This window comes from Streptomyces sp. NPDC042259 (assembly GCF_055582085.1).
Map to the genome: position 1 here is coordinate 266,692 of NZ_JBVJDW010000002.1, position 24,591 is coordinate 291,282.

The following is a 24,591-nucleotide window of genomic DNA, read 5'->3' on the forward strand; positions in this document are numbered from 1 at the left end:
GGTGCGCTGCCGCCCCGCACGCTGTTCGGAGAAATGTGACGCGGACGTGTGGCCCACGTGCTTCAGGGCAGGGGCGGCCGGTCACGGCGCATCGGCCCGCCCGCCCGTCCGGGCCAGCAGCTCGTGCGCCCGTACCAGCGCCTGCCCCTTGAGGAGCACCTCGTCGAACTCCTCGTGCGGGTCGGAGTCGAGGACGATGGCGCCTCCGGCACCGATCACCGTGCCGGTGCCGGTGGTCACCGCGGTGCGGATCACGATGTTGAGGTCCGCGCCGCCGCTGAGTCCGAAGTAGCCGATGGTGCCCGAGTAGATGCCCCGCCCCTCCTGCTCCAGACGGTCGATGATGGCCATCGTCCGCACCTTCGGGGCGCCCGTCATCGAGCCGCCGGGAAAGCACGCCCGGACGCAGGAGACCGGGTCGACGTCGTGCCGGAGGCGGCCCCGGACCGTGGTGACCAGCTGGTGCACCGTCGCGTACGTCTCGGTCACCATGTAGGCGGGGACGTCGACGGAGCCGACCTCGCACACCCGGCCCAGATCGTTGCGCAGCAGGTCGACGATCATGAGGTTCTCGGCCCTGGTCTTGGCGGACGCCGTCAGCGACCTGCGGAGCGCCTCGTCCTCGGCCGGGTCCTTGCCCCGGGGTGCCGTTCCCTTGATGGGTTTGCTCTCCGCGATCCCGTCCCGGTCGATGCGCAGGAACCGTTCCGGGGAGGAGCACACGACGCTGATGTCGCCGTGGCGCAGAAAGGCGCCGTAGGGGGCGGGGTTGAGGCGGCGGAGCAGCAGGTGGTAGCCGAGCGGGTCCGGCAGGGCGGGCAGCCGGATCCGGTTGGTCAGACAGATCTCGTAGCTCTCCCCGCTGTTCAGCTCGTCGAGACAGTCCCCGATGTCCTTGACGTACTCGGTGCGGGCCCGGGCGAGGTCCGCCTCGTCGGTCAGTGCCGTGGCGGGGGCGTCCGCCGGGCCGGCCGGTGCGGGTTCCGGCAGGGAGCGTGCGCGCCGTGCCGTGTCCGCCACCCAGGCGCGGGCCTCTTCCAGCGCGTCCGGGCCGGGTGCGCTGACGGCCAGGACGTAGGTCTTGTCTTCGAGGTGGTCCACCGCGATCAGCCGGTCGGCGAAGGTCCACACGGCGTCCGGGGTCTCGGCCGTGTGGACGTTCGGGCTTCCGCACTCGGCCTTGAGTTCGTAGCCGAAGTAGCCGATGTAGCCGCCGTTGAGGTCGAAGGGCAGGTCCGGGGTGGTGAGCTTGCGGGCCGCGAGCCGTTGCCGGAGCACGTCGAAGACGGTGCCGGGCTCGGCCCGCTCGCCGGTGGCGTCGCGGACGGTCACCGCGTTCTCCCCGGTCCGGTAGGTGAGGGTCTCGGCGAGGGGGCCGGAGTCGTCGCCGAGGAAGGAGAACCGGGCCCCGCCGGTTCCCGGCGCGCTGCTGTCGAGCCAGAAGCTGTGCGGGCTCGTGGCGAACAGGTCCGTGAACAGCGCCGCGGCGTCCACGGCCCGGTCGACGACCTCGACGACCGGCCGCAGTCGCGTTCCGGGAGCGGGGGTGTGCTCCCGTGGCCGGGCCCGGTGTGGGTGCCGTAAGGGCGCGGGGGCGTAGTCGCCGCCGACGAGTTCGGCGAAGTTGCGCAGCAGTTGGGCGCCCCACTCGCTCGCGATGGACTCGGGGTGGAACTGCACCCCCCAGCGGGGCAGGGCGCGGTGCCGTAGCGCCATGAGCGTGCCGTCCTCCGCCCAGGCGGTGGCCTGGAGGTCCTTCGGCAGGGGTTCGGTGACGCGCAGGGAGTGGTAGCGCACCGCGACGAAGTTCTGGGGCAGTCCGTCGAACAGGTCCCGTCCGTCGTGCCGGACCCGCGCCAGGTGACCGTGGCGGGGTGTCCCCTGCACCACGCGCGCGCCGTGGTGGTGGGCGATCGCCTGGTGGCCCAGGCACACCCCGAGGACCGGCACGTTCTCCCAGCGGTCCAGGACCTCCTGGCAGAAGCCGAGGTCGGCGGCGTGCTGGGGGCGGCCGGGGCCGGGCGAGATCACGACGCAGTCGAACGCGGCCGGGTCCAGCCCGGCCCACGACGGGTCGTCGTTGAGGAGGACCGTCGGTTCCTTGCCGTACACCTCGGCGAGGAGCTGGAACAGGTTGTAGGTGTAGGAGTCGTAGTTGTCGATCAACAGCACACGCATCGAGCGCCTCCCTGTCGGGTTCGAGCGGGTCGGCTACTCGCCGAGCTGGTCGTCGATGAAGTCGAAGACTTCCTCCAGGGAGGCCGCCGAGCGGAGTTGCTCGATGGCCTCGTCGCCCGCGCCCGGCCCGGTGCCGGGGTCCGGCGCGGCCGCCGCTGCCGTCGCGCCCTCGTCGTCCCGCGTCGAGGGTGAGTCCGGCAGGAGCAGGGTGCGCAGGTACGCGCGGAGCGCGTCGGGGGTGGGGTGGTCGAAGACCAGCGTGGCCGGCAGGCGCAGCCCGGTGGCTCCGCCCAGCCGGTTGCGCAGTTGCAGGGCGCGCAGGGAGTCGAATCCGATGTCGACGAACGCGCGGCGTTCGCCGACGGTGCGCGGGTCGTCGTACCCGAGGACGGCCGCGACGTGGCCGCGGACCAGGGTCAGCAGGCGGGCGTCCTGTTCGGCCTCCGGAAGACCGGCGAGTTGAGTGGCGAGGGAGTCGCCGCCGGGCTCGTCCTCGGTGTGGGCGGTGGCGCGGCGGACGGGGGTGCGGGCGAGTGGGCGCAGCAGCGGCGGGATGTCCTCGCTGTCGCCGCCGCTCAGGGCCGCCGTATCCAGGCGCAGGGGGTAGACGACGGGTTCGTCGGTGGCGCAGGCGAGGTCGAACAGGGCGAGGCCCTGGTCGTCGGAGAGCGGCTGGACGCCGGAGCGGGCGATGCGCCGCAGGTCCGTCTCGGCCAGCGTGCCGGTCAGTCCCGACTTCGCTTCCCACAGGCCCCAGCCCAGTGACACTCCCGGTGCCCCCGCGCTCCGGCGCACTCGCATCAGCGCGTCGACGAACGCGTTCGCGGCCGCGTATCCGCCTTGCCCGGCGGTGCCCAGCACGCTCGACAGGGAGGAGAACACCACGAGCGGCACGCGGGACGCGGCCGTCAGCCGGTGCAGGTGCCAGGCACCGTCGACCTTCGGACGCAGCACGTGGTCGACGCGTTCGGGGGTCAGCGAACCGAGGACGCCGTCGTCCAGGACGCCGGCCATGTGCACCACGGCCGTCAGGGGGTGCTCCGCCGGGACCGACGCCATCACGCCGTCGAGCACCGTACGGTCCGCCGCGTCTCCTCGTACCACGCGCAGCTCGGCGCCTTCGGCGCGCAGTGCGTCCACGAAGGAGGCCACGCCCTCGCCGGAGTCCCCCGAGCGGGACAGGGCCACGATCCGCCGGACCCCGTGGGCCGTCACCAGGTGCCGGATCAGCAGCCGGCCCAGCACGCCCAGGCCGCCCGTCACCAGCACCGTCCCGTCGGCTCGCCGGAACGGTCCGTCGTGGGCCGCCGGTGCCGTCACGCGCACCAGGTGCGGGATCAGGAGGGATCCGTCGCGTACCGCGACGCGGGCCTCCTGGCCGGCCACGGCGGCGGGGAGGGCGGACAGGGACGTGCCGGAGGCGTCGAGGTCCACCAGGGTGATGCGGCCGGGGTTCTCGGACTGGGCCGACGCCACCAGCCCCCACACCGCGGCGAGGACGGGGTCGGGTACGGCGCCGGGGGTGGGTGCGACCGCGCCGCGGGTGAGCACCACCAGGCGCGAGTGCGCCAGCCGGTCGTCGGCCAGCCAGTCCTGCACGGCGGCCAGTACCCGGTGGACGGCCCGGTGTGTCTCTACGGCCGTGTCGGTGCCGTCGGAGGGTGTGGGCTCCGCCAGCACGACGACGTCGGGCACGGCACCGCCGGTGTCCAGGCTCTCCCGCAGGGACGCGGCAGTGGTGTGGTGGGCGCGGTGGATGCCCAGCGGGGCGAGGGCGGCGTCGGCATCGCCGGCGTCGGTGCCGATCCAGGACCAGTGGGCCGCGTCGGCGCGGTGCGGCTCGGGCCGTGCCGTGGGCCGCCACTCCAGGCGGAGCAGCGAGGTGCCGGCCGAGGCGGCGGCCCGGTGCAGGGCCTCGGCGGTCACCGGGCGCATCCCGAGGGTGGCGACGGACACGACGGGGCGTCCCGCGGGGTCCGTGGCGGTGACGGAGAGCGAGTCGGGTCCGGTGAAGCGGATCCGGGCCCGCAGCCGGTCGGCGCCCGTGGCGTGCAGGGCGACACCGTTCCAGGAGAACGGCAGCCGGGTCACGGTGTCGTCGGGGGCCGCGACGGGCAGTCCGACGAACGCGGCGGCGTGCAGGGCCGCGTCGAACAGGGCGGGGTGCAGGCCGTAGCGGGCGCCGTCGCCGCCGCTCTCGGGGAGTTCGACCTCCACGTAGATGTCCCCGTCGAGGCGCCAGCAGCGTCGAAGCCCCTGGAAGGCCCCGCCGTAGTGCAGTCCGCTCTTGGCCAGTTGGCGGTAGCAGTCGTCGAGTTCGACCTCCTGGGCGCCGGTGGGCGGCCAGGGTGCGGGGAGGTTCTCCGCCGGGGGGCCGCCGGGGGCCAGGGTGCCGCTGGCGTGCTGGGTCCACGGCTCGTCGGTGCCGGCCCCGCCCGGCCGGGAGTGCAGGGTGACGGTGCGCCGCCCGGTCCCGTCCGGCCCGCCGAGGCACAGCTGCACCCGGACCGTGTCCTGTTCGGGGAGGATCAGCGGGGCTTCCAGGACGAGTTCCTCCAGCACCTCGCAGCCCGTCTGGGCGCCGGCGTGCAGGGCCAGTTCCACGAGCGCCGTGCCGGGAACGACGAGGACGTCGGCGACGGCGTGGTCGGTGAGCCAGGGGTGGGACCGTGCGGAGAGGGTGCCGGTGAACAGCGTCTGGCCGGTCCCGTCCGCCAGGGGGACGGCGGCGCCCAGCAGGGGGTGGTCGACACCGTCCAGGCCGGCCGCCGCCAGGTCCGCCTGGGGGGGTTCCGCGTCCTCCAGCCAGTAGCGGCGCCGTTGGAAGGCGTAGGTCGGCAGGTCGACCAGGCGGGGGTCGGTGTGCTCGAACGCCGGTGACCAGTCGACGCTGATCCCGTGGACGTGGGCCTCGGCGAGGGCGGTCAGCATCCGGGCCGTGCCGCCCTCGTTGCGCCGCAGCGATTCGAGGGTCAGGACGCCATCGGCGTCGAGGTCGTCGGCGGTCTCCTGGATGCCGACGGTGAGCACCGGGTGGGGGCTCATCTCGGCGAAGCCGGTGTGGCCGTCGGCGAGCAGCCGGCGGACGGTGCGGTCGAACTGGACGGTCTCGCGGAGGTTGCGCACCCAGTACTCGGCGTCGAGGACGGTGGTGTCGATGGGCTCGCCGGACACCGTGGAGTAGAACGGCACGGTCGCCTGCCGGGGCCGGATGCCGGACAGGTCCGTCAGCAGGGTTTCGCGGATCTCCTCGACCTGCGACGAGTGCGACGCGTAGTCCACCGGTATCCGCCGGGTGCGCACGCCGTCGGCCGTGAACGCCGCCATCGCCTCCTCCAGGGCGGCCACGTCGCCGGAGATGACGACGGAGCGCGGTCCGTTGACCGCCGCGACGGACACGGCGCCGCCCCACGGCTCGATGCTTCGGAGCACCTGGTCGACGGGGGCGGCGACCGAGACCATGCCGCCGCGCCCCGACAGCACCCGGATGGCCCGGCTGCGGACGGCCACGATGCGGGCCGCGTCGTCCAGGGAGAGCGCGCCGGCGACGTGGGCCGCCGCCATCTCGCCCTGCGAGTGCCCGATGACCGCGGCGGGCTCCGCCCCGAAGGACCGCCACAGCGCGGCGAGGGAGACCATCACGGCGAACAGCGCGGGCTGTACGACGTCGACGCGGTCCAGGGGCGGTGCGCCGGGCTTGCCCCGCAGGGCCTTGGTCAGCGACCAGTCGGTGTGCGGGGCGAGGCTGTCGGCGCAGGCCTCGATGGACTCCCGGAACACCCGCGAGGTGCTCATCAGTTCGGCCGCCATGCCCGGCCACTGGGATCCCTGTCCGGGGAACACGAAGGTGAGGCGGTCGCGGGTGGTGGCGGAGCCCAGCGCCACCTGCTCGCCCTGGTCGCCCTCGGCGAGGGCGGCCAGGCGTGCCATGGCCTCGGTCCGGTCCCCGGCGACCACGACGGCCCGGTCCGGCAGCGCCGCCCGCGACGTGGCCAGCGAGTACGCGACGTCCGCGTCCGGTAGCTGAGGGTGGGCCGCCAGGAAGTCCCGGACCCGCCGGGCCTGGGCCCGCAGGCCCGGCGCCCCGCGCCCCGAGATCAGCCACGGCAGGGGCCGGGCGTCGCCGTCCTCGTCGGTCGCCGGCTCCGCCGCGCGCGGTGGTTCGGTGTCCGGCTGTGCCTGCTCCAGGATGAAGTGAGCGTTCGTCCCGCCCACGCCGAAGGAGGAGACCGCCGCCCGGCGCGGCCGGTCGATCTCCGGCCAGGGCCTGGTCTCGGTCAGCAGCCGTACCGCGCCGGAGGACCAGTCCACCATGGGCGTCGGTTCGCTGATGTGCAGGCTGCGCGGCAGCGTCCCGTGCCGGAGCGCCATCACCATCTTGATCACACCCGATACGCCGGCGGCGGCCTGGGTGTGGCCGATGTTGGACTTCAGCGAGCCCAGCCACAGCGGCCGGTCGGCCGGCCGGCCCTGTCCGTAGGTGGCCAGCAGTGCCTGTGCCTCGATCGGGTCTCCCAGCCGGGTTCCGGCGCCGTGGGCGTCCACGGCGTCCACGTCCGCCGTGGACAGCCCCGCGTTGGCCAGCGCCTGGCGGATCACCTGCTGCTGGGCCGGGCCGTTCGGTGCCGTCAGTCCGTTCGACGCGCCGTCCTGGTTGACCGCCGATCCGCGCAGCACGGCGAGCACGCGGTGCCCCTTGCGCCGCGCGTCGGACAGCCGCTCCAGGGCCAGCACGCCCACGCCCTCCGACCAGCTGCTGCCGGCGGCGTCCGCCGAGAACGAGCGGGCCCGTCCGTCCGGGGCGAGTCCGCGCTGCCGGCTGAACTCGACGTAGCCCCAGGGGGTGGCCATCACGGTGACGCCACCGGCCACGGCGAGCGTGCATTCGCCCTTGCGCAGCGACTCGGCGGCGAGGTGGACGGCCACGAGGGAGGACGAACAGGCGGTGTCGACGGTGACCGCGGGGCCTTCGAAGCCGAAGGTGTAGGCCACGCGGCCCGAGGCCACGCTGGGCATGCTGCCCACGACGCGGTAGCCCTCGGCGCTCGGCGGGACGTGCCGGATCCGGGCCCCGTACTCGCTGTACATGAGGCCGACGAACACCCCGGTGCGGCTGCCGCGCAGTGTGGTGGGGTCGAGCCGGGCCCCTTCGACCGCCTCCCACGTGGTCTCCAGCAGCAGCCGGTGCTGGGGGTCGATCGTCACCGCCTCGCCCGGGCTGATCGCGAAGAAGTCGGCGTCGAAGTCGGCGGCGTCGTAGAGGAAGCCGGCGTGCCGGGTGACCGTCGTGCCCAGGTGGTCGGGGTCCGGGTGGTGTGCGACGTCCCAGCCCCGGTCGTCGGGGAACTCGGAGATCGCGTCGGTCTCGGAGTGCACGAGCTGCCACAGGTCCTCGGGGGAGCGCACCCCGCCGGGCAGCCGGCAGCCCATGCCGATGATGGCGATCGGCTCGTCCACGGCCGCGCCCTCGGCGCCGGTGGCGGGCTCGGGGGCGGCGGGGCCGCCGAGCAGCAGTCCGCTCAGGTGCTCGGCGAGCGCGTGGGGGGTCGGGTAGTCGAAGACGACGGTCGCGGGGAGCGCGATGCCCGTGGCCTCGCACAGCCGCTCCCGCAGCCGCGCGGCGACCCGGCCGCGGACTCCCTGCTGGCCGAAGGCCCGGTGGGCGTCGAGCGGCTCCGGGCCCTCGCCGTTCGTGGCGGTGGAGACGTGGGTGCGGATCAGGTCCATCAGCAGACGGTGTCGCTCCGCCTCCCGGGCGGCCGCCAGCCGGGCTCGAAGCGGCCGGTCGCCTCCGTCGTGCAGCTCCATCATCGCTTCCTTCCTGGCAGGGTGAGGCGGCCGGTGTACGGGTGTCGCTGCCGCGCCGCGGGAGGCCGGTTCCGCGCCGCGGTGTCACGGTTCGCCGGGTGCGCGCGGGGCGCCGGCGTCAACGGTGTGTTTCCGCGACCGGTGACCATTCGGGCCGCTCGGGGAAGTCGAAGTCGACCGCGTCGGACAGCTCCAGCTGCTCGACCATCCGCCGGGCGCCGGAGAAGTCACGGACGAGGCGCTTTCCGCCGGGCGTCGCCCGCAGGTCCGCCACGATCTCGTCCGCGCCGAGGATGCCCGCGGCGGTCAACTCCAGCCGCAGCGCGGCGAGGTCCTGTTCGGCGAACGCCTCCAGGGCGAGCGGCAGACATCGCACCAGGGTGCGGCGCTGTTCGGCGTTCATCCGGGCGTACAGCTCCCGGACGACCTCGATGACGATCGATCCGTGCGCCGTCTCGTCCCGCAGGTGCAAGGTGGTGATCAGGGAGTGCATGGGCTGGATCGTGCGGTCCCGGGCCAGCAGGGCCAGCAGGGAGTTGATGCAGGTCTCGGCCACCGCGCCCCAGACCAGGACGGCGATGTCCCGTTCCCACTGCTCCGGCATCCGCGCCAGGGTCTGGCGCAGCCGCCGGTAGGTGACGAGTTCGAGCTGTGCGGGCCGCTCGCGCACCCGGCGCAGCTCGCGGGTGCGGTCGATGGCGAGCATGTGCATATAGGTGTGGAAGCTCTCGTCCACCAGGGCCTGTTGCACCCCCTTGCGTATCAGGGGGGCGTCGCTGCCGGGGAACACACCGTGCATGACGGCGTCGAAGGCGGGCTCGGCCACGAGTTGTTCGGTGGCGATGACCCGCTCGTTGTAGCCGATCCACAGGCCCGTCAGCACCCGCCGCCGCTGTTCCGGCGCGGCCGCGAGGAACCGGGGGTGTTCGGCGAACGGCACCATCTCCAGCGGGTAGTCCGGCACCAGCGGGTCGTAGGGGGCCGGCTCCTCCAGGACCTCCGCCTTGTTCGTCACCGCCGCCCGCCGGGGCCAGGCGCGTACCAGCCCGCGCAGGGTCGCGCTGCCGATGCCGTCCTCCTCGATCCAGCCTCGGGCGGCCCAGGTGGTCACCGAGCCCGGCTCCTCGTCCCGCATCGTCTCTCCCGACGTCGTCGCCCGTGCCCCACCGCGGGTCCGGCCGCTCCCGGAAGCGTTCGGGGCTCCTTGGGGCGAGTGGGTGGCCCGCAGTGCCGTCGCATCGTCGCCGACCGCTCTTGATGGTTTCTTGAACACAACTTGGCTGCGGCAGATCGAGGCTTTCTGGATGGGGACCGGGAGTGCCAATATGGGCGGCCGACGCGATGGCGCGGCCTCGGGCGACCGGAGCGTCCGCTGCGCAGGGGGTGCCTACCGCCCCGGCTCGACTCGCCCTTTCTCCCGGTACTCCCGTCGGAGGACACCTCATGTTCGTTCCGCTCACCATGGCCGACTTCCTCGATCGCGCCGAGGCGACCGCCGCCGACCGCACCGCTTTCGTCGACGAGCCGCACCAGCCGGCCGCGCCGCTGCACACGACCACGTACGGCGAGACGCTGCGACGCGTGCGGGCCTGGCAGGCCGGTCTGGACGCCCTGGGGATCGGCGAGGGCGAGCGGGTCGCCGTCGTCAGCGCCAACTCGACCCGGCTGCTGGAGCTGCTCTACGCCGTCCCGGCGAGCGGCCGGGTGTGCGTGCCGGTGAACTACCGGCTCACGCCCGAGGAGATCTCCTACATCCTGCGCCAGTGCGACGCCTCGGTCGTGTTCGTCGATCCCGACGTCGAGGCCGTACTGGGCTCGGTCGACGTCCCCAAGCGGTTCGTCCTCGGGGAACAGACCGAGACGGAGGTCATGCGGTTCGACGTCGCGCCCCGGCCCTGGTCACGTCCCGACGAGAACGCGGTCGCGACCATCAACTACACCTCGGGCACCTCCGCCCGCCCCAAGGGCGTCGCGCTGACCCACCGTGGCATCTGGCTCAACGCGATGACGTTCGGTGTCCACGCCCGGATCTGGGAGGGGGACGTCTACCTGCACACCCTGCCCACGTTCCACTGCAACGGCTGGGGCGTGCCGTTCCTCCTCGCCGGGCTGGGCGCGAAGCAGGTGCTGCTGCGGCGGATCGACGGCGCGGAGATCCTGCGCCGGGTCCAGGAGCACGGGGTGACGCTCGCCTTCGGCGCTCCCGCGGTGTGGGACGCGGTGGTGCGGGCGGCCCGCGACTGGCCCGGGGAGATCCCCGGCCGCGGCCGGACGCGCGTGGTCTGTGCGGGCGCGCCCGTCAGCGAACGGCTGGTCTCCCAGGTGGAGAACGAGCTGGGCTGGGAGTTCCTCCAGGTCTACGGTCTGACCGAGACGACGCTGCTCACCTTCAACCGGCGGCTGCCGGGCGCCCCGGGGGCCGGGGGGTTGACCAGGGCGGGCGCGCCCGCCCTGGGGGTGCGGCTGCGGAGCGGGCCGCGGGGCGAGGTGCTGGCCCGCTCGAACATGGTGCTGGACGGCTACTGGCGGGACGAGCGGGCCGACGCGGCCGCCCTGGCGGACGGCTGGTTCCACACCGGCGATGTGGGTTCCTTCGACGACGAGGGGCACCTGGTGCTGTCGGACCGGGTCAAGGACGTCATCGTCACCGGCGGGGAGAGCGTGTCCTCGGTGGAGGTGGAGGACTGTCTCCTGGGGCATCCCGCGGTCGCCGAGGTGGCCGTCATCGGGGTGCCGGACGAGCGGTGGGGCGAAACCGTCAAGGCGCTGGTCGTGCCCGCCGCGGGGGTCCGTACCACCGAGGACGAGATCATCTCCTATTGCAAACAACGGCTGGCCCGGTACAAGGCGCCCACCTCCGTGGACTTCCGCGACGCGCTGCCCCGCACCAGCAACGGCAAGGTCCAGAAGGGGCGGCTCAGGGAGCCCTACTGGACCGGCCACGACCGGCGGATCCACTGAGGGGGCCCGGTGGCCGCGGACCGGACGACCGGGGCGGGGGCAGCGCCCCCCGGCGGGCCGTCAGCGCTGCAGACAGGCCTGGCCGACGGATTCGTCACGGAGGATCCGGGCGAACAGCGCCCGCAGTTCCCGCCCGGGGTCCACGCCCAGTTCCCGGGCCACGGCCCTGCGGATGCGGTTGTACACCGCCACCGCCTCCGCCTGGCGGTCCACCTGGCACAGGGCGACCATCAGCAGCCACCCCAGCCGTTCGCGGGTGGGAAACTTCGCACTCAGCGCGGCCAGTTCGGCGACGGCGGTGACATAGTCCTGGCCCCAGGCCAATTCGACCTCCCACAGGGCCTCCAGCGTCGCCAGCCGCAGTTCCTCCAGCCGTGCCGCCTCGCACACGGCGGGCTCGTAGTCCCCGAGGTCGGCGTACGGCGCACCGCGCCACAGCTCCAGGGACGCCCTGAGGATCCGGCTCGCCTCCGGGAAGCGGCCCTTGCGCAGCAGTTGCCGCCCTTCCCGCAGCAGGACCTCGAAACGGCGGGCGTCCACCCGCTCCGCTTCGACGGCGAGCACATACCCCTGGGGTTCACGCCGCAGGATCCGGTTCCGCCCCCAGGGCGGGCAGTCCGGCTCCAGTTGGCGGCGCAGGTGGGAGACATAGCTGTGGAGGCTGGCGACCGCGTTGCCCGGGGGGCCCGCCGGCCATATCGCCTCGGTGAGCCGCTCCGCTCCCACCACCTGTCCGGGGGCCAGCAACAGGGCGGACAACACGGCGCGTTGCCGGGCCGGACCGAGCGGCAGGGGACCCTCGGTCGACGACACCGACAGCGGTCCGAGAATGTTGAAGGATAATTCGGCCGGCACATTCACAACGGTTTTCACAGGGGTCACGTACTCTCTTACAACGCGGATTGTCAATAGCCACGGGCCATGAGCGGCACACGGTGCGCCGCTCGTCGAGGGGAATCCCCGCCAACCAAAAGGAATCAAGGGATTACACGCACAAGAGCCCTTTGATGCGAGATACGAGCGGTTCGCGGCCGAATCAGCCGAATCAGCTGCCGGGCGGACGGACCCGGACCGCGGCCTGTGGTGCCGATACATTACATATGAGCCATATGTAGATCATGGCGGGATGCTTGCACACCGCTTTCTATCCGTCCAGCACCCCCCGGCCGACCGGCAAAACCCCCGGCACCGGCACCACTCGCTCCCGGCCATGCCGCGCGCACGGCGGCCGATCACCATGTTTGACCTCGCGATTCCCGCATTGACCTCGGGATACCCACGGGCGACGAAAGGCACACACCGATCCGCGACAAATGCGGGGGCCGTCGAGGGCGCGTACATCTCGGCCATTCGGGGCCGGGGCGGCCGATCAGACGTAATCCTCCAGCCGGGCGAGGGCCATGCCTTGTGCGGTGGCCTCGCGCAGGACCAGCCGGAGCATGTCGGTCATGCTGCCGCCCCATTGCCGGGGCCCGTTGAAGTGGGTCAGGATGATGTCACCGGGATGCAGCCTCGCGTCCGCCCTGCGGTACTCCAGCCGGTCGGGAAACGCCTCCTCGCTCCACAGGGGGGCGGCGTGGATCCCGCACGCGCGGGCGATTACCAGCGTGTCACGGTCGAAGTCGCCGTACGGCGGGCGGAAGAGGGCCGGGCGGGTGCCGAACTCGCGCTGGAGGAGGTCCTGCTGTCCGCAGATCTGTGTGCGCTGGTCCGCGGGTTCCAGCCGGGTCAGCTGCGGGTGCCGGAGCGTGTGGTTGTGGAGGGCGTGGCCGCGCGCACGCAGGTCGCGGAAGTAGCCGTAGTCGTCCCGGATGGCGGAGTCGGTGAGAAAGGCGCTGAACGGCACTCCGAGTTCGCTGGTCATCGCCGCGAACCGCGGGTCCTTCTCCATACCGTCGTCGATCGTCAGGAAGACGACCTTGTCGGTGGTGGGCACCCGGGTGATGACGGGGATCAGGCCCGGCCCCCGGAACATGCCACGGGGGGTCTCCAGGTCCGGTTTGACCGCCGGCCGCGGCGGCGCGGCGAGCGGCGGCCGGTCCAGTCCCCACTTCGCCGCGGCGGCCGTCCGCTGCCGAAGCGTCACCAGCCCGCCGGCGTCGGCCGCCACTCCCCCGGCCCGGCCGCCCTCGGACGCGAGGCCGGGCAGCAGATCGAACGTGGAGCAGACGGCCCCGACGAGTATCAGCAGGAGCACGCTCATCAGCCGCGAGGAGCCACGCCGTGGCTTCCCCCGCCCCGCGGGCGGTGGGGATATGGGGTCCATACTCCCGGATCCTGACACCACACCCCCGCCCCTGCCTCCCAGGACACCCATCAGGACGACACCCCTGCCCGCCCCGGGCCCTTCCGTGATCCGGGGATCCGGGGCGGGCCCCCACGGCCGGACGGCCTCCCCCGCGCCGGGCCGGGCCGGCCGTTGAGGGCGCGCCCGCCGGGCACCGGCCGGGGGGCGTCGTGGCAGGCATGTTCGTCCGAGCGAGTGATATATCGCTGCCCGGTGACGGCGAACGGCGGCCCTCGCCCACCCGACGCGCGACGATGCCCGGGCGGGGCTCTTCGGGACGGGCCCCGCTCCGACCGTTCCCCTTGCGTGGAGGTGCCGTGTACACCACCGAGCTAGCCGCCAAGACCCTCGAACCCACCGCCGTGGAAGACCAGTTGGCCGAGGACTACGCCAGCGTCCTCGACGTCGTCTCCCGCCTGGAGCAGGCTCTGCGGGACGGCGCGTGGCGCGGCGTCCGCGACGAGCTCGACCAGCTCGTCAGCGCGGCCGAGGACATGTGGTCCACCCTGTCCGATCCCGACCAGGGCGAGGATCCGTTGGACGCCGGCCGTCCGTTCTCGACCCCGACGGCGGACGCGGCGACGGTGCGGCAGCTGATCGCCGTGTACGCCCAGCCGCACCCGGTCGGCCGGGCCCTCTACCCGACGAGCCTCATCGCCGACCCGCAGCTGCGCGGCGCGGTGGAGAACGAGAGCCTGCGGGGCCCCGGGCAGCCGGAGGCGGCGGAGCCGGAGGCCCCCCGTCCCCTGGAACCGGCCGTCGCCCCGGTCTGACCTGCGCCCCCTCGGCCGGCCCGGCCGACGGGGCCGCACCGGTGCCGTGTCGGCGGGGAGCCCCGGGAAGCGGCCGAGCCGTAGCCCGCGCCCCGCCGGAAGGCGGGGGACGACACGGCCGAGGGCCGGATCCCGAACATGCGACCGGCACATGTCAAGCCAACTCGTATACGGCCCTCGATGGCGCCACACCCGCTCCATCAGCCCCGGAAGCCATATCCCCGCTCTTACGGTTGGCCGGTCCCGATCGGTGGGGGCAGACGGGCGGGGCGTTCCTTCTTACGCTCACCGGCCATGAGCAGATCCGTGCTGAGCCGACTCAGCCTTTCCGCGTCTCTTGCCCTGGTCATCGGCCTTGCCGGGCTGAGCCCGTCGGCCACGGCCGCCGAGACCCCGGCCCTCACCGTCACCGCCGACAAGCAAACGGCGACACCTGGTTCGTCGGTCACGCTGACGATGACGTTCACCAACGTGCAGACCACCGACGTGCAGTTCGTCTACCAGACGATCCACCCGACGTACGACACCACCAAGGGCGGGCTGAAGTACACGTTCACCTCCTGCGTCGAGGAGGGCAAGCCATGTGACGCCACCCGGCCGCTGAACTACAGCGTGCCGATAGCGCCGGGCGCCACCCGCACCGTCCAGCTGACGTATCAGGTCGCCGCCGACTCCGCCTGTGGGACCAACAAGGCCATCGGCTTCTACTCGTACCTCTACTACGAGTTCGCGGCGGGGCAGAGCACGAAGGACGGAATCTTCCCGACCGGGCTCACGAACGTGCCGTGCGCGACGAACCCCACCCCGGCCGGGTCCGCTCACCGGTGAGCCAATAGGCCGGCACCGGCACGGACGGTCGCCCTCCACCCCTCCGCCCCCTTCACCCTCCATGAGGGTGAAGGGGGCGGAGGCATAACCGGGCCGCACGCTCGCCCGCAACTCCCCGGGGGAACGACTGTACGAGACCACGTTCCCGCCCGGCCGTCCGCGGCGCGGCCCCCGGGGCGTGCGAGGTGGCGGGAGGGCTCGAACACCACACCCCGGACGCGCACCTGATGTCCCGTCAACTCTGTTTGCTGCAAGGGCGTTTACCGCGTGATCGACGTGCGGCCGCATGAACCATCGCATCATCGCCCGATGTGCGGACCGCCCACCGGCGCGTCAGCTTCGTGATGCCTCTCGCCCCTCTTCTGTGAAGTCACATGCGTTTCCGCGAGATTTATGGGGAAGCTAACAGCCGACAGCGGCCCCTTAGGCTTCCGCGCAGCGGACACACGAAGGCACCCGCAGTGGTCCGGCAGAGAGAGGACGAATACGTGGCAGCCACATTCGGTACGCACGACGGCATCGAGACGACCCTCGAGTTGTTGCGCACAGAGCTTCCCGAACTGGAGAAGCACCAGCAGACCCTGGAGACGGACCTGGCGGTGGTCACCGAGCGGCTGGAGTCGGTCCGGCTGGCCCTGCGCAGCCTTGAGGCGCTGGCACCCGCCCCGCTGGCGCGGGCGACGGCGGCGGTGCCGTCCGGTCGCCCCGAGTCCGGTGCGGAGAAGGGCCCCGAGGCGGTGGACGCCCCCGCGCCCACCGCCCCGTCGCGGCCGGCCACCGGGGAGAAGCCGCAGCCCACGCGCGGGAAGAAGAGCACCGGTGAGGCGAAGCCCCCCGCCGGCAGGGCGAGCGGCGGCCGCAAGCGCGCGGCGTCGACCGCCGAGGGCAAGGTCCCGCGGCCGCGGGTGGCGAAGAAGACCGTCGCCGCGAAGAAGCAGCCGGCGAAGAAGGCCGCCGTGGTGAAGAAGGAGGCCAAGGCCCCCGCGCCGAAGGCCGTCCAGGACGGTGCCGGGAAGGCCGCGCAGGCGACGACGCCGGCGGAGCAGCCGAAGAAGCGGGCCAGTGGGCTGACCAAGGATGTCGTGGCGCATCTGGCCAAGGCCGGCGCCCCGGTCAAGGCCCGCGAAGTCAACCTGGCGCTCGGCCGTGATGACACCAATGGCAGCATCAACGCCGTACGCACCTCACTCGAACGGCTGGTGAAGGCGGGCCAGGCACACCGTCCCGGCCGTGGTTTGTACCAGGCGACGACCGGCTGACGGTGACATGGCCGCGGCCCGGGCCGACCGAACATGTCGGCGGCCCGGGCCGCGGCCCGTCCTGAGGCCGTGTAGCTAGGACTTGGGCCCGGGGAAGGGCCGGAATTCCGACTTCGGGCCGGGGAAGCGGGCGCCCTCGGACTTCGGGCCCGGGAACGTGGCCTTCGGGCCGGGGAAGTCCCGGGCCCCGGCGCGACGCCTGTCGCTCCTGGCCCACGGCACCGCGCACAGGGCGGTGAGCGCGGCGAGGGCGGCGAGCCCCTTGAGGGCGGAGAAGGTGAAGCCACCGCGTGTGGTCATCGGTTCGCTCCTTGTTCGTCATTCGTCGTCCGCGACGGCACGTCCCCCGAGTACGGGCCGTCCTTTCACCGTCGACTCTCGCGCTCCCGTGGTCCCGGGCGCATGGGGATACGGTCCCGGCCGGGTCCCGGTCCCGGCCCGCCGGCCGTCGGGGCCGCGGGGGAACGCGGCTCGGACGAGGGTGCCGTGGGCCGTGCTCGTCAGGGTGAAGCGGCCGCCGAGTTCCTCCGTGCGCTCCGCCATCGAGTGCAGCCCGACACCCGGGCCCCGGTCGTGCTCGGGGAGCCCGACGCCGTCGTCGCGGATCTCCACGGTGACGGCGTCGGAGGTCGCCCGCACCGAGGCGTGGGCGTGGTCGGCGCGTGCGTGCCGTACGACGTTGTGGAGTGCCTCGGCGGTGATGCGGTAGACCGCGACCTCCACGGCCGCCGGGAGCTTGGGGAAGGGGTCGGGGTCGAGGGCGACGGTGATGGGCAGCCGCCGTCCGGCCAGGTGCTCGCCCAGTTGCCGCAGGGCACGGGAAAGGTCCGCGCCGTCCAGGGCGGCGGGGGCCAGGCCGTCGGTGATGTGGCGCAGTTCGTCGATCGCCTGCCCGATGCCCGCCGATACGGCGCGCAGGGGTTCCGACGCCCGCTGGTCGGTGCGTATGGCCGAGTGGACGGCGTCGACCTGCAGCCGGAGGCCGGAGAGCGCCGGGCCCAGGCCGTCGTGGAGGTCGTGGCGCAGTCGTCTGCGTTCCTCCTCGCGTGCCATGACGATTTTCTGGCGGCTGGTCTGGAGGTCCTTGTACAGCCGCAACGACGCGATGGCCGGGGCGCCTTGGTCGGCGAGGATCTGTACGGCCTCGCGGTCCTGGTGGTCGAGGGCCAGCTCTCCGGGCCGGGCCGGGACGAGCAGGTACCCGATGTCGTCGCCCTGGTAGACGAGGTGGAAGGTCTCGCGTTCCGGGCCGATCTCGCCCAGGCTCGCCAGTTCGCGCGGGCCGCCGCGGGTGACGACCACGAGCCGGGCGCCGGGCAGTTTGAGGGTGTGGACGACGGTGTCGCACAGCAGCCGGGGCGCGTCGTCGGGGTGGGGCGCCCTGCCCAGCCGGTCGGCCAGTTCGCGGACCGCCTGGTACGGCTGGGCGCGTTCACCGTAGTAGTAGTGCTCGACCACGCGGGAGGCCCAGCGGGCGGTGGGGCGCAGCAGGGCGCCCACGATCAGGCCGAGGCAGGCCAGGAGCTGGGCTTCGGCCGTCACGGATCCGGGCGCGATGGAGGAGAGGAAGGCACCGGCCGCGGCGTAGGCCAGGAACATCACGAAGGTCAGCACGAGGGCGGTCAGTACCCGGCGGGCGGCCCGGTCGAGGGCCCAGGTCCGGTCCCGGACGTGGACGTAGCCGAGGGTCGCGGGCCACAGGACGGCCGGGACGTAGAAGGCGGCGAGCTTGAAATCGTAAGGGATGTCGGCGTGCAGGTGGAGGTAGCCCGCGGCGACCCACAGGAGGTACGGCACGACGAGGATCCAGTAGGCGCGGCGGCCCTTCGGGGTGCGGTGCCGGCGGATCGCCATGACGACCAGGCCCGCGGCGAGGATCAGTGAGGGTACCCAGGCGTCGGCGGTGTCCATCCAGGGGACGAGCAGTCCTTCGACGCGGGCCCAGCCGCCGTGGTCCAGCGGGGTGGGCCGATTGTACCACCTGCTGCCGGGCAGGGCGAATTCGTAGTACTGCTGGACCACGCTCCAGACGGTGACGAGCACCACGCACGGTGTGCCCCACCGGCGGGGCAGGCGTCCGTCGGGAAGCCACAGCGGCATGCCGTAGACGACGATGCCGAACAGGGAGAACGCGATGATCTGGACGACGGTGACGAAGGTGAAGGTCACCGAGTCGACGTGGGCCAGGACGGCCACGACGGAGATCGCCTGTCCCAGGGCCATGGCGCAGCCGGAGACGAGCAGGAGCCGTCCCACCGCGCGGCCGGTGCGGCCGGCGACGAAGGCCATGCCGTTGAGGGCGAGCCCGAGCCCGACGAGGACGTTGACGGAGGCGTAACCCGTGCGGACGTCCTGGAGCCGGGGATGGCCGACGTGGGTCAGCGTCACGACCGCCCATACGATCCCGGAGAGCATGGTGACGACGCTCACCGCGTAGGCGGGCAGCATGCGGGGGCCCGAGCTGGGCTTCTTCCGCGTCATGTGGTCCGTGGGCATCTCCGGCCCTCCTCGCCGCGTGTGGCGCTGACCTTCCATCCTGGTGTGCCCGTGGTCCCGGGCGCCTGAGGCGTGGGTCCCGGGCCGGTCCCGGGCCCGGGTGGGTGCCCGGTCAGTCGTCGTCGCCCAGGCCCACGTCCCGGGCCCGGGCGACGGCTTCGGCACGGGAGGTGACCTGGAGTTTCTCGAAGACGTGCGTGACGTGGTTGCGCACCGTCTTCTCCGAGAGCACCAGCTCGCGGGCGATGTGCCGGTTGTCGAGGCCCCGGGCGATCAGTTCGAGCACCTCGGACTCCCGGGAGGTGAGGGAGGGGAAGAGCATTTCCGCGTCGTGGCGGCGGCTGCCGGAGAGCAGTCCGGCGAGACGGGCGGCGATGTCGGAGCCGAAGACGGCGCCGCCCGCGGCGACGGTGCGTACCGCGTGCTGGACCTCGTCGGCGCCGGCGCCCTTCACCAGATATCCGCGCGCCCCCGCCTGGAGGGCGGCGAGCAGACTGCCGTCGTCGTCGGACATGGTGAGCATCAGGACGGGGAGCCCGGGGTGGAGTCCGGCGAGCTGACGCGTCGCCTCGATGCCGGAGGCGTCGGGGAGGGAGAGGTCCATGACGACGACGTCGGGGTGGTGCCGTGCCACGGCGTCGGGTACTTCGCCGACGGTCTCGGCCTCGGCGACGACGACGGCCCCCTGACGGATCTCCAGGGCGGCCTTGAGCCCCGCGCGGAAGAGTGGATGATCGTCGACGATCAGGACGCGGGGCACAGACCTGTCTTCTTCGCTCACAAAGCGACGCTATCAGCTACTTTTGACCACTCATATCCCTTTCGCCGGAGTCTTGAGCGTCTCGCACTCGTACGGCTGCGCCGTCACACCCGCGCGGTTTCCAGGCGGCGCCGTATCGCCCGTACCAGCTCGTCCACGCCCGGGTCCTTCAGGAGCCCGTAGTGGTCGGCTCCGAGGTCGACGAACGTCGGGGTGCTCGACGCGTACCCGGCGCTGTTCTCGATGAAGGAGTAGTCGTCGCCCGTGGCCTTGAAGACCGTCACCGGGGCGTCGATGGTCCGCTCCGTCAACTCCTCGAAGCTGTACGTGAATTCGTAGGTGCGGCGCACGATGTCGACGATCCGCCGGATCAGCGGCCGGTCGAGGTCCGGCAGACGGGCGCCGATGAAGGAGCGGAAGCTCTCCTCGTCCCGGGTGGCCCGCAGGCAGTCCTCGAGTGCCGGGCCGGTGGCACTGCCCGCGAAGACGGAGAAGAGGATCGCCACGAACGCCTTGTTGCGATAGGAGGGCTCGCCGCCGTGCACGGCCTCGTACTCCGCGCGGAACGTCGGTGACCCCGGTGCTATCAGGAAGAGGTTCTCCACCCGCTCCCCCGCCTGTTCGAGCTGGTAGGCGGTCTCGAAGGCGACCCGCGCGCCGAAGGAGTAGCCCCAGAGGGTGTAGGGGCCCGCCGGCTGGTTCCGCCGGACGGCCGTGACGTCCGCCGCCGCCATCTCCTTGATGGAGGGGTAAGGGGCCTCGCCCTCGTTGATGCCGTGGGACTGCACCCCGTAGAAGGGCCGGTCGATGTCCACGGCGGCGGCCAGCGGGCGGAGGTTCATGGCGTAGCCGCCGAGGCCGGGCCAGCAGTGGACGGGGGGTTCGGTGCCCTCGCCCCACAGCCGCACCAGGCGCGAGGAGGACCCGGACCGGGCGCCGTCGACCCGCCGGGCGAGTTCCTCGACGGTCGGGTGTTCGAACAGGACCTGGAGCGGCAGCGCGCTCCCGAACTCCTTGTTCAGCTTGTTGACGAGCGCGACCGCGATCAGCGAGTTCCCGCCGGACTCGAAGAAGTCGTCCCGCGTCGAGACCGTGTCCCGCTTCAGGGACTTCCCCCAGATCCGGCCGATCCGCTTCTCGGTGCTCGTCCGGGGGGCGACGAAGGGCCGCCCGGCCGTTTCCGCCCGCACCGTCTCCGACGCGGCCAGCGCCTTGACGTCGATCTTCCCGTTGGCCGTCAGCGGCAGCCGGTCCATGACGAGGACCCGGTTCGGCATCATGTAGTCGGGAAGGAAGGCGACCAGATCATCCTTGATGATCTCCGCCGGGCCCTTCATATGGACGATGTCCTCCCGCATTCCCTCACTGCGCAGCTGCTCCTGGCTCACCCGGCCGCCGACGAAGAAGTAGGACGCCCCCGTCTCCCGCCCGAGGCCGGCCAGGATGCCTTCCACACGCTTCGCCGACGGCAGGTCGTCGCCGCTCTCGGAGCTGTACCCCGAGGACATGAAGCCGAGGCCGATGTCGTTCATCTGCAGGCGCTGGAGCTTCCTGCCGAGATCGAGGTAGCCGCGCCAGCTCCGGCGGTCCCGGTTGACCACGGTGATGCCGAGGGCCGACCGCTCGTAGACGCGCTGGTTGATGGCGATGACGTGCTTCTTCAGGATGATCTCGTCCGAGATCCGCTCCAGGTCGCCGTCCCGGTACCGGTACAGCCCTGTCGGCATGTCGGGCACCTTCCCGGGGTGCGTCTGGACGTAGACGTCGAGGGCGTCCTCCTCGGGGCGCGGCCCGGAGTACGGCACCACCTCGAACGTGCCCAGGTAGTAGTCCTCGCCGGCGCAGTCGAGGGCGTTCTTCACGGCGGGCAGGTGGCCTACGGCCCGGACGTCCAGGCCGTACTCGGGGAGGACCTCCTCGAACAGGCCGACCATGTGGCCCGCCTCGATCGCGAGGACCTCTCGGATGTTGTTCTTGTAGACGGGCTCGATCGCCGACTTCTTTCCCAGGAAGTGCAGCCGGACCCGCGGCGCCCGCGTGTCCGCCGTATCGTGTATCAGCACCAGCCGGTGGTGCACGGGGTGGTAGTAGTAGCAACCCGGTGCGATTCCCTCCACGCCGCTCATCTCGATGTACAGCTGCGTGGCGTACAGCGAACCCGGCGACGCGTAGCCGTACTTCGGCAGCAGCCGCTCCGCACTGGGGTACTGGCCGAAGTAACGGAGGATCTCGCCCCATTCGGCGAGGGCCGGGGCGCCCGGCCCCCGGGGCGCCGCGGCCGGGCCGCCGCCCCCCAGCAGGCGCAGGACATCGGCCTTACCGACGTCGCCGCCCTCGAAGAACCGGTAGGTCTTGCGGGCGAACACCCGGCGCCGCTGCCGCGGGGTCGGTGTCCGGCCGGGCAGCTCGACCGCCCTTCGGCCGCGCAGTCGTGCCGCGTCCCGGCAGCCGCCGTTCGCCAGCTGGGCCTTCACCTGCAGTCTGCTCGCCTTCGACTGGTGGTGGGCACCGTGCCGCCCCTGGTCCATGAGGGCCGCTTCCTTCGGGCTCAGCTCGATGCAGGCGATCAGGTTCTGGAACCCGGTGCGGGGGTCGTCCTTGACGACGACCGCGGCGTTCTTGACCCAGTCGTGGTTCTCGATCGCCAGTCTGATCTCGTCCAGCTCGACCCTGAATCCCCTCAGCTTCACCTGGTTGTCGGCCCGGCCGGCGAACTGCACCGTGCCGTCGGCGTTCCAGTACGCCAGGTCGCCGGTCCGGTACAGCCTGGCCCCGGGGTCGTGGGGGCGGAACGGGTCGTCGACGAACCGGTCGGCGGTGAGATCGGGGCGGTGCAGATAGCCGCGCGCGAGCTGGGCCCCGCCGATGTACAGCTCACCGGTCTCCCCCACACCCACCGGGGCCCGGTGGGCGTCGAGAATGCGGTAGTGGGTGTGGTGCACGGGGGTGCCGATCGGCACGGTGTGCGGGTCGCCGTCGAGGGAGGCCCGGTCGACGGCGAACGCCGAGGTGTTGATGGTGCATTCGGTCGGCCCGTACAGATTGACCAGGTCGCACGTCGGGAAGGTCTCCAGGCACTGCCGGGCGAGGTTCTTGGACAGGGCCTCACCACCGCTGAAGATCTGCGTCAGCGAGGTGAGCCCCGCGAACTCGTCGGTGTCCAGGAGGGCCTGGAGCAGTGTCGGTACGCACTGGAGTGTCGTCACCCGGTGCCTGCCGATGGTCTCGATCAGCCCCTCGGGGTCCCGGTACACGCCCGGGCGGCCCATGACGACCTTGCTGCCGCAGCTCGGGGCCAGGATCTCCCACTGCGCCGCGTCGAAACTCATCGGGGTCTTCTGCAGGACGACCGCGTCCCCGTCGACGTTGCGCGCGGTCCGCATCCACCGCATCTGATGGACGATGGCACGGTGTTCGATCATGACGCCCTTCGGCTTCCCCGTGCTGCCGGAGGTGTAGATGACGTAGGCCAGGTCCTGGGGGCGCGGGCCGGTGCGGCGTGCGGCCTCGGCCTGGGGGGTTCCCGCGAAGGCGAGCGCGTCCGGCAGGGTGACGACCCTCGTGCCCTCGGGCGCCAGCTCCGCCAGCCTTGACGTGAGCTTGTCCTGGCTGACGATGACGTCGACCCGGGCGTCTTCGATCATGTACCGCAGCCGCGCCTCGGGGTACTCCGGGGACAGCGGCAGATAGGCGCCCGAAGCGGTCAGGATTCCCCAGGCTGCCACCATCAGGTCGACCGAGGGCTCGACGAAGATGCCCACGCGGTCGTCGCGGCCGACGCCGAGATGTCGCAGGTACACCGCGAGGTCCGCGCTCCGCTCCGCGAGCTCGCGATAGGTCAGGCTCTCCTCCTCGTCGACAACCGCCGTCCGGTGGGGGTGCGCCCGTACCGCCTCCTGGAAGAGGTCGGTGAGGCACTGGTCACGGGATGTCTGTGTGGTCGGCACGACCGTCTCCTCGGGTGGGGTGCCACGTGGGCACCGAATCGGGATGAACTTCGTGATCCACACTGGGCGTCCCGGTGTCCCGGGCACATGAGGGGATGGTTGTGCGGCGGTCCCATGTCTCAGCCCAAACCGAGCCCGTCCGGCGCTTGAGGACACAGCACAGCAGCCCGGTCGGCAGGGGCGGGCACCGCCGCCGGGTGGCGTTCGGGCGCGGAGCCGCCGGATATCGCGTCGAGCCCCGCGCGCAAAATGTCCTCGCCGATCTCGACGTTCGGCCGGCCGTGGGCGATATGCGGCTCCCCCGGCCGGTCCAGGAGCACCATCCCCCCTGCCGCGCCCCGGCGCAGCGCCGTCAGTACGTCGTCGGCGGTGACAGTGGCGGGCAGTTCCATGGGGACGCCCCACCGGGCCACCAGCTCCCGGTGGGCCCGTTCGCCCTCCTCGTCCAGCAGTCCCGCGAGCCTGGACACGCGGGCGGCGACGAGCAGGCCGAGGCCGGTGGCCTCGCCGTGGCGCGGGGCGCCGAGCCCCCGCAGCGCGTCCGCCACGGTCCGGCCGTAGTGGAGGGCCATGGCGGGGCCCCGCTCCAGCGGGTCGTAGGAGACGAGCGTGGCCCGCACGTCCAGGCACAGGGCGATGAAGGACGCCAGGGTGGCCATGCCGTACCGGGCGTCGGGGCGCAGCCGGTCGGCCACCCGGTCGTGGAAGGCGGGGCTGACGGCCAGGACGTTCCTGACCAGGGCGCTCAGTCCGGAGCGGACGGCCTCGGGGGTGAGGGTGTCCAGGAAGTCCAGCTGGACGCGGACGAGGACCGGCGCGGGGCGGGGGCCGGTGGGGCCCACGAGCGACAGGGCCGAGTCCGACATGGCCCGCAGCGTGGTCGGCAGATGCACCAGGCGCGGGCGGCCCCCGGTACGGGCGGCCAGCCGGCCGGCGGCGTCGATGACGCGGGTGCCGCCGAGGGCGACGATCACCGAGCCGGGCGTGGGCGCGGCACCGTCGGGGACGTCCTGGCCGGTCAGCCACCGCACACAGGTGGGCGCCGCCGTGCCGAGGTGGTGCAGGACGCGGGCGACGTGGGCCCGGGGCAGGGTGCGCTCCGCCACGAGCACGAAGGCGTCGGGGGCCGGGTCGGCCGCGATCCGCGCCAGTTCGGGCCAGGAGTCCTCCCCGTGGCGCACCTGTACCGGGAAACTCACGGAACCGGCGACGAGGCACCTGTCCAGGGTGATCGGTGAAGCGATGGCAGACATGAGGGGCTCGTCCTTGAGCTGGATCGGATGGTCACCCTCAC

The 24,591-nt window shown here is 72.5% G+C and carries 13 protein-coding genes and 1 pseudogene; 4 read left to right on the forward strand and 10 right to left on the reverse strand.

Features of this window, described 5'->3' with window-relative positions; translation table 11 throughout:
* Nucleotides 1–81 precede the first annotated feature (81 nt).
* The 3 genes and pseudogenes from pabB to ACZ6MA_RS06370 form a co-directional block, all read right to left on the reverse strand.
* Nucleotides 82–2,178: an aminodeoxychorismate synthase component I gene (gene pabB / locus ACZ6MA_RS06360; RefSeq protein ID WP_469431539.1), complete on the reverse strand. Its 2,097-nt coding sequence runs from the start codon at nucleotides 2,176–2,178 to the stop codon at nucleotides 82–84.
* A gap of 33 nt (nucleotides 2,179–2,211) precedes the next feature.
* Nucleotides 2,212–7,989, reverse strand: a pseudogene (locus ACZ6MA_RS06365) (type I polyketide synthase); the annotation flags it as partial.
* Between the two features lie 115 nt (nucleotides 7,990–8,104).
* Nucleotides 8,105–9,121: a 4-aminobenzoate N-oxygenase gene (locus tag ACZ6MA_RS06370; RefSeq protein ID WP_469431541.1), complete on the reverse strand. Its 1,017-nt coding sequence runs from the start codon at nucleotides 9,119–9,121 to the stop codon at nucleotides 8,105–8,107.
* Nucleotides 9,122–9,429: 308 nt separating this feature from the next.
* Between ACZ6MA_RS06370 and ACZ6MA_RS06375 the strand changes: the two genes are divergently transcribed.
* Entirely contained in the window at nucleotides 9,430–10,947 is a 1,518-nt protein-coding gene (locus ACZ6MA_RS06375) for an AMP-binding protein (protein ID WP_469431542.1), read from the forward strand.
* Between the two features lie 60 nt (nucleotides 10,948–11,007).
* Here the strand turns inward: ACZ6MA_RS06375 and ACZ6MA_RS06380 are convergent, their stop codons facing one another.
* Together ACZ6MA_RS06380 and ACZ6MA_RS06385 are read right to left on the reverse strand one after the other, a co-directional pair.
* On the reverse strand, nucleotides 11,008–11,802 hold the full coding sequence (locus tag ACZ6MA_RS06380; protein WP_469431543.1) for an AfsR/SARP family transcriptional regulator: 795 nt from the start codon (nucleotides 11,800–11,802) through the stop codon (nucleotides 11,008–11,010).
* 514 nt (nucleotides 11,803–12,316) lie between these two features.
* The gene (locus ACZ6MA_RS06385) at nucleotides 12,317–13,213 is read right to left on the reverse strand and encodes a polysaccharide deacetylase family protein (protein ID WP_469431544.1); all 897 of its coding nucleotides are present in this window, start codon (nucleotides 13,211–13,213) and stop codon (nucleotides 12,317–12,319) included.
* 338 nt (nucleotides 13,214–13,551) lie between these two features.
* On the opposite strand from ACZ6MA_RS06385, the gene ACZ6MA_RS06390 reads away from it, so the two are divergent.
* The 3 genes from ACZ6MA_RS06390 to ACZ6MA_RS06400 all read left to right on the forward strand — a co-directional run bounded on the left by ACZ6MA_RS06390 (nucleotide 13,552) and on the right by ACZ6MA_RS06400 (nucleotide 16,094).
* Complete coding sequence (locus tag ACZ6MA_RS06390; protein ID WP_469431545.1) at nucleotides 13,552–14,007, forward strand: hypothetical protein; 456 nt, start codon at nucleotides 13,552–13,554, stop codon at nucleotides 14,005–14,007.
* 294 nt (nucleotides 14,008–14,301) lie between these two features.
* Nucleotides 14,302–14,835 (forward strand): hypothetical protein, encoded by a 534-nt coding sequence (locus tag ACZ6MA_RS06395; RefSeq protein ID WP_469431547.1) that lies wholly within the window; start codon nucleotides 14,302–14,304, stop codon nucleotides 14,833–14,835.
* Between the two features lie 488 nt (nucleotides 14,836–15,323).
* Complete coding sequence (locus ACZ6MA_RS06400; RefSeq protein ID WP_469431548.1) at nucleotides 15,324–16,094, forward strand: hypothetical protein; 771 nt, start codon at nucleotides 15,324–15,326, stop codon at nucleotides 16,092–16,094.
* 75 nt (nucleotides 16,095–16,169) lie between these two features.
* On the opposite strand, the gene ACZ6MA_RS06405 is transcribed toward ACZ6MA_RS06400, so the two are convergent.
* The 5 genes from ACZ6MA_RS06405 to ACZ6MA_RS06425 form a co-directional block, all read right to left on the reverse strand.
* Nucleotides 16,170–16,394 (reverse strand): hypothetical protein, encoded by a 225-nt coding sequence (locus ACZ6MA_RS06405; RefSeq protein ID WP_469431549.1) that lies wholly within the window; start codon nucleotides 16,392–16,394, stop codon nucleotides 16,170–16,172.
* 18 nt (nucleotides 16,395–16,412) lie between these two features.
* The gene (locus tag ACZ6MA_RS06410) at nucleotides 16,413–18,590 is read right to left on the reverse strand and encodes a sensor histidine kinase (protein ID WP_469431551.1); all 2,178 of its coding nucleotides are present in this window, start codon (nucleotides 18,588–18,590) and stop codon (nucleotides 16,413–16,415) included.
* Between the two features lie 112 nt (nucleotides 18,591–18,702).
* The gene (locus ACZ6MA_RS06415; RefSeq protein ID WP_469431554.1) at nucleotides 18,703–19,371 is read right to left on the reverse strand and encodes a response regulator transcription factor; all 669 of its coding nucleotides are present in this window, start codon (nucleotides 19,369–19,371) and stop codon (nucleotides 18,703–18,705) included.
* Nucleotides 19,372–19,454: 83 nt separating this feature from the next.
* Nucleotides 19,455–23,297: an amino acid adenylation domain-containing protein gene (locus ACZ6MA_RS06420; RefSeq protein ID WP_469431555.1), complete on the reverse strand. Its 3,843-nt coding sequence runs from the start codon at nucleotides 23,295–23,297 to the stop codon at nucleotides 19,455–19,457.
* A gap of 119 nt (nucleotides 23,298–23,416) precedes the next feature.
* Entirely contained in the window at nucleotides 23,417–24,550 is a 1,134-nt protein-coding gene (locus ACZ6MA_RS06425) for a 3-dehydroquinate synthase family protein (protein WP_469431557.1), read from the reverse strand.
* Nucleotides 24,551–24,591 lie beyond the last annotated feature (41 nt).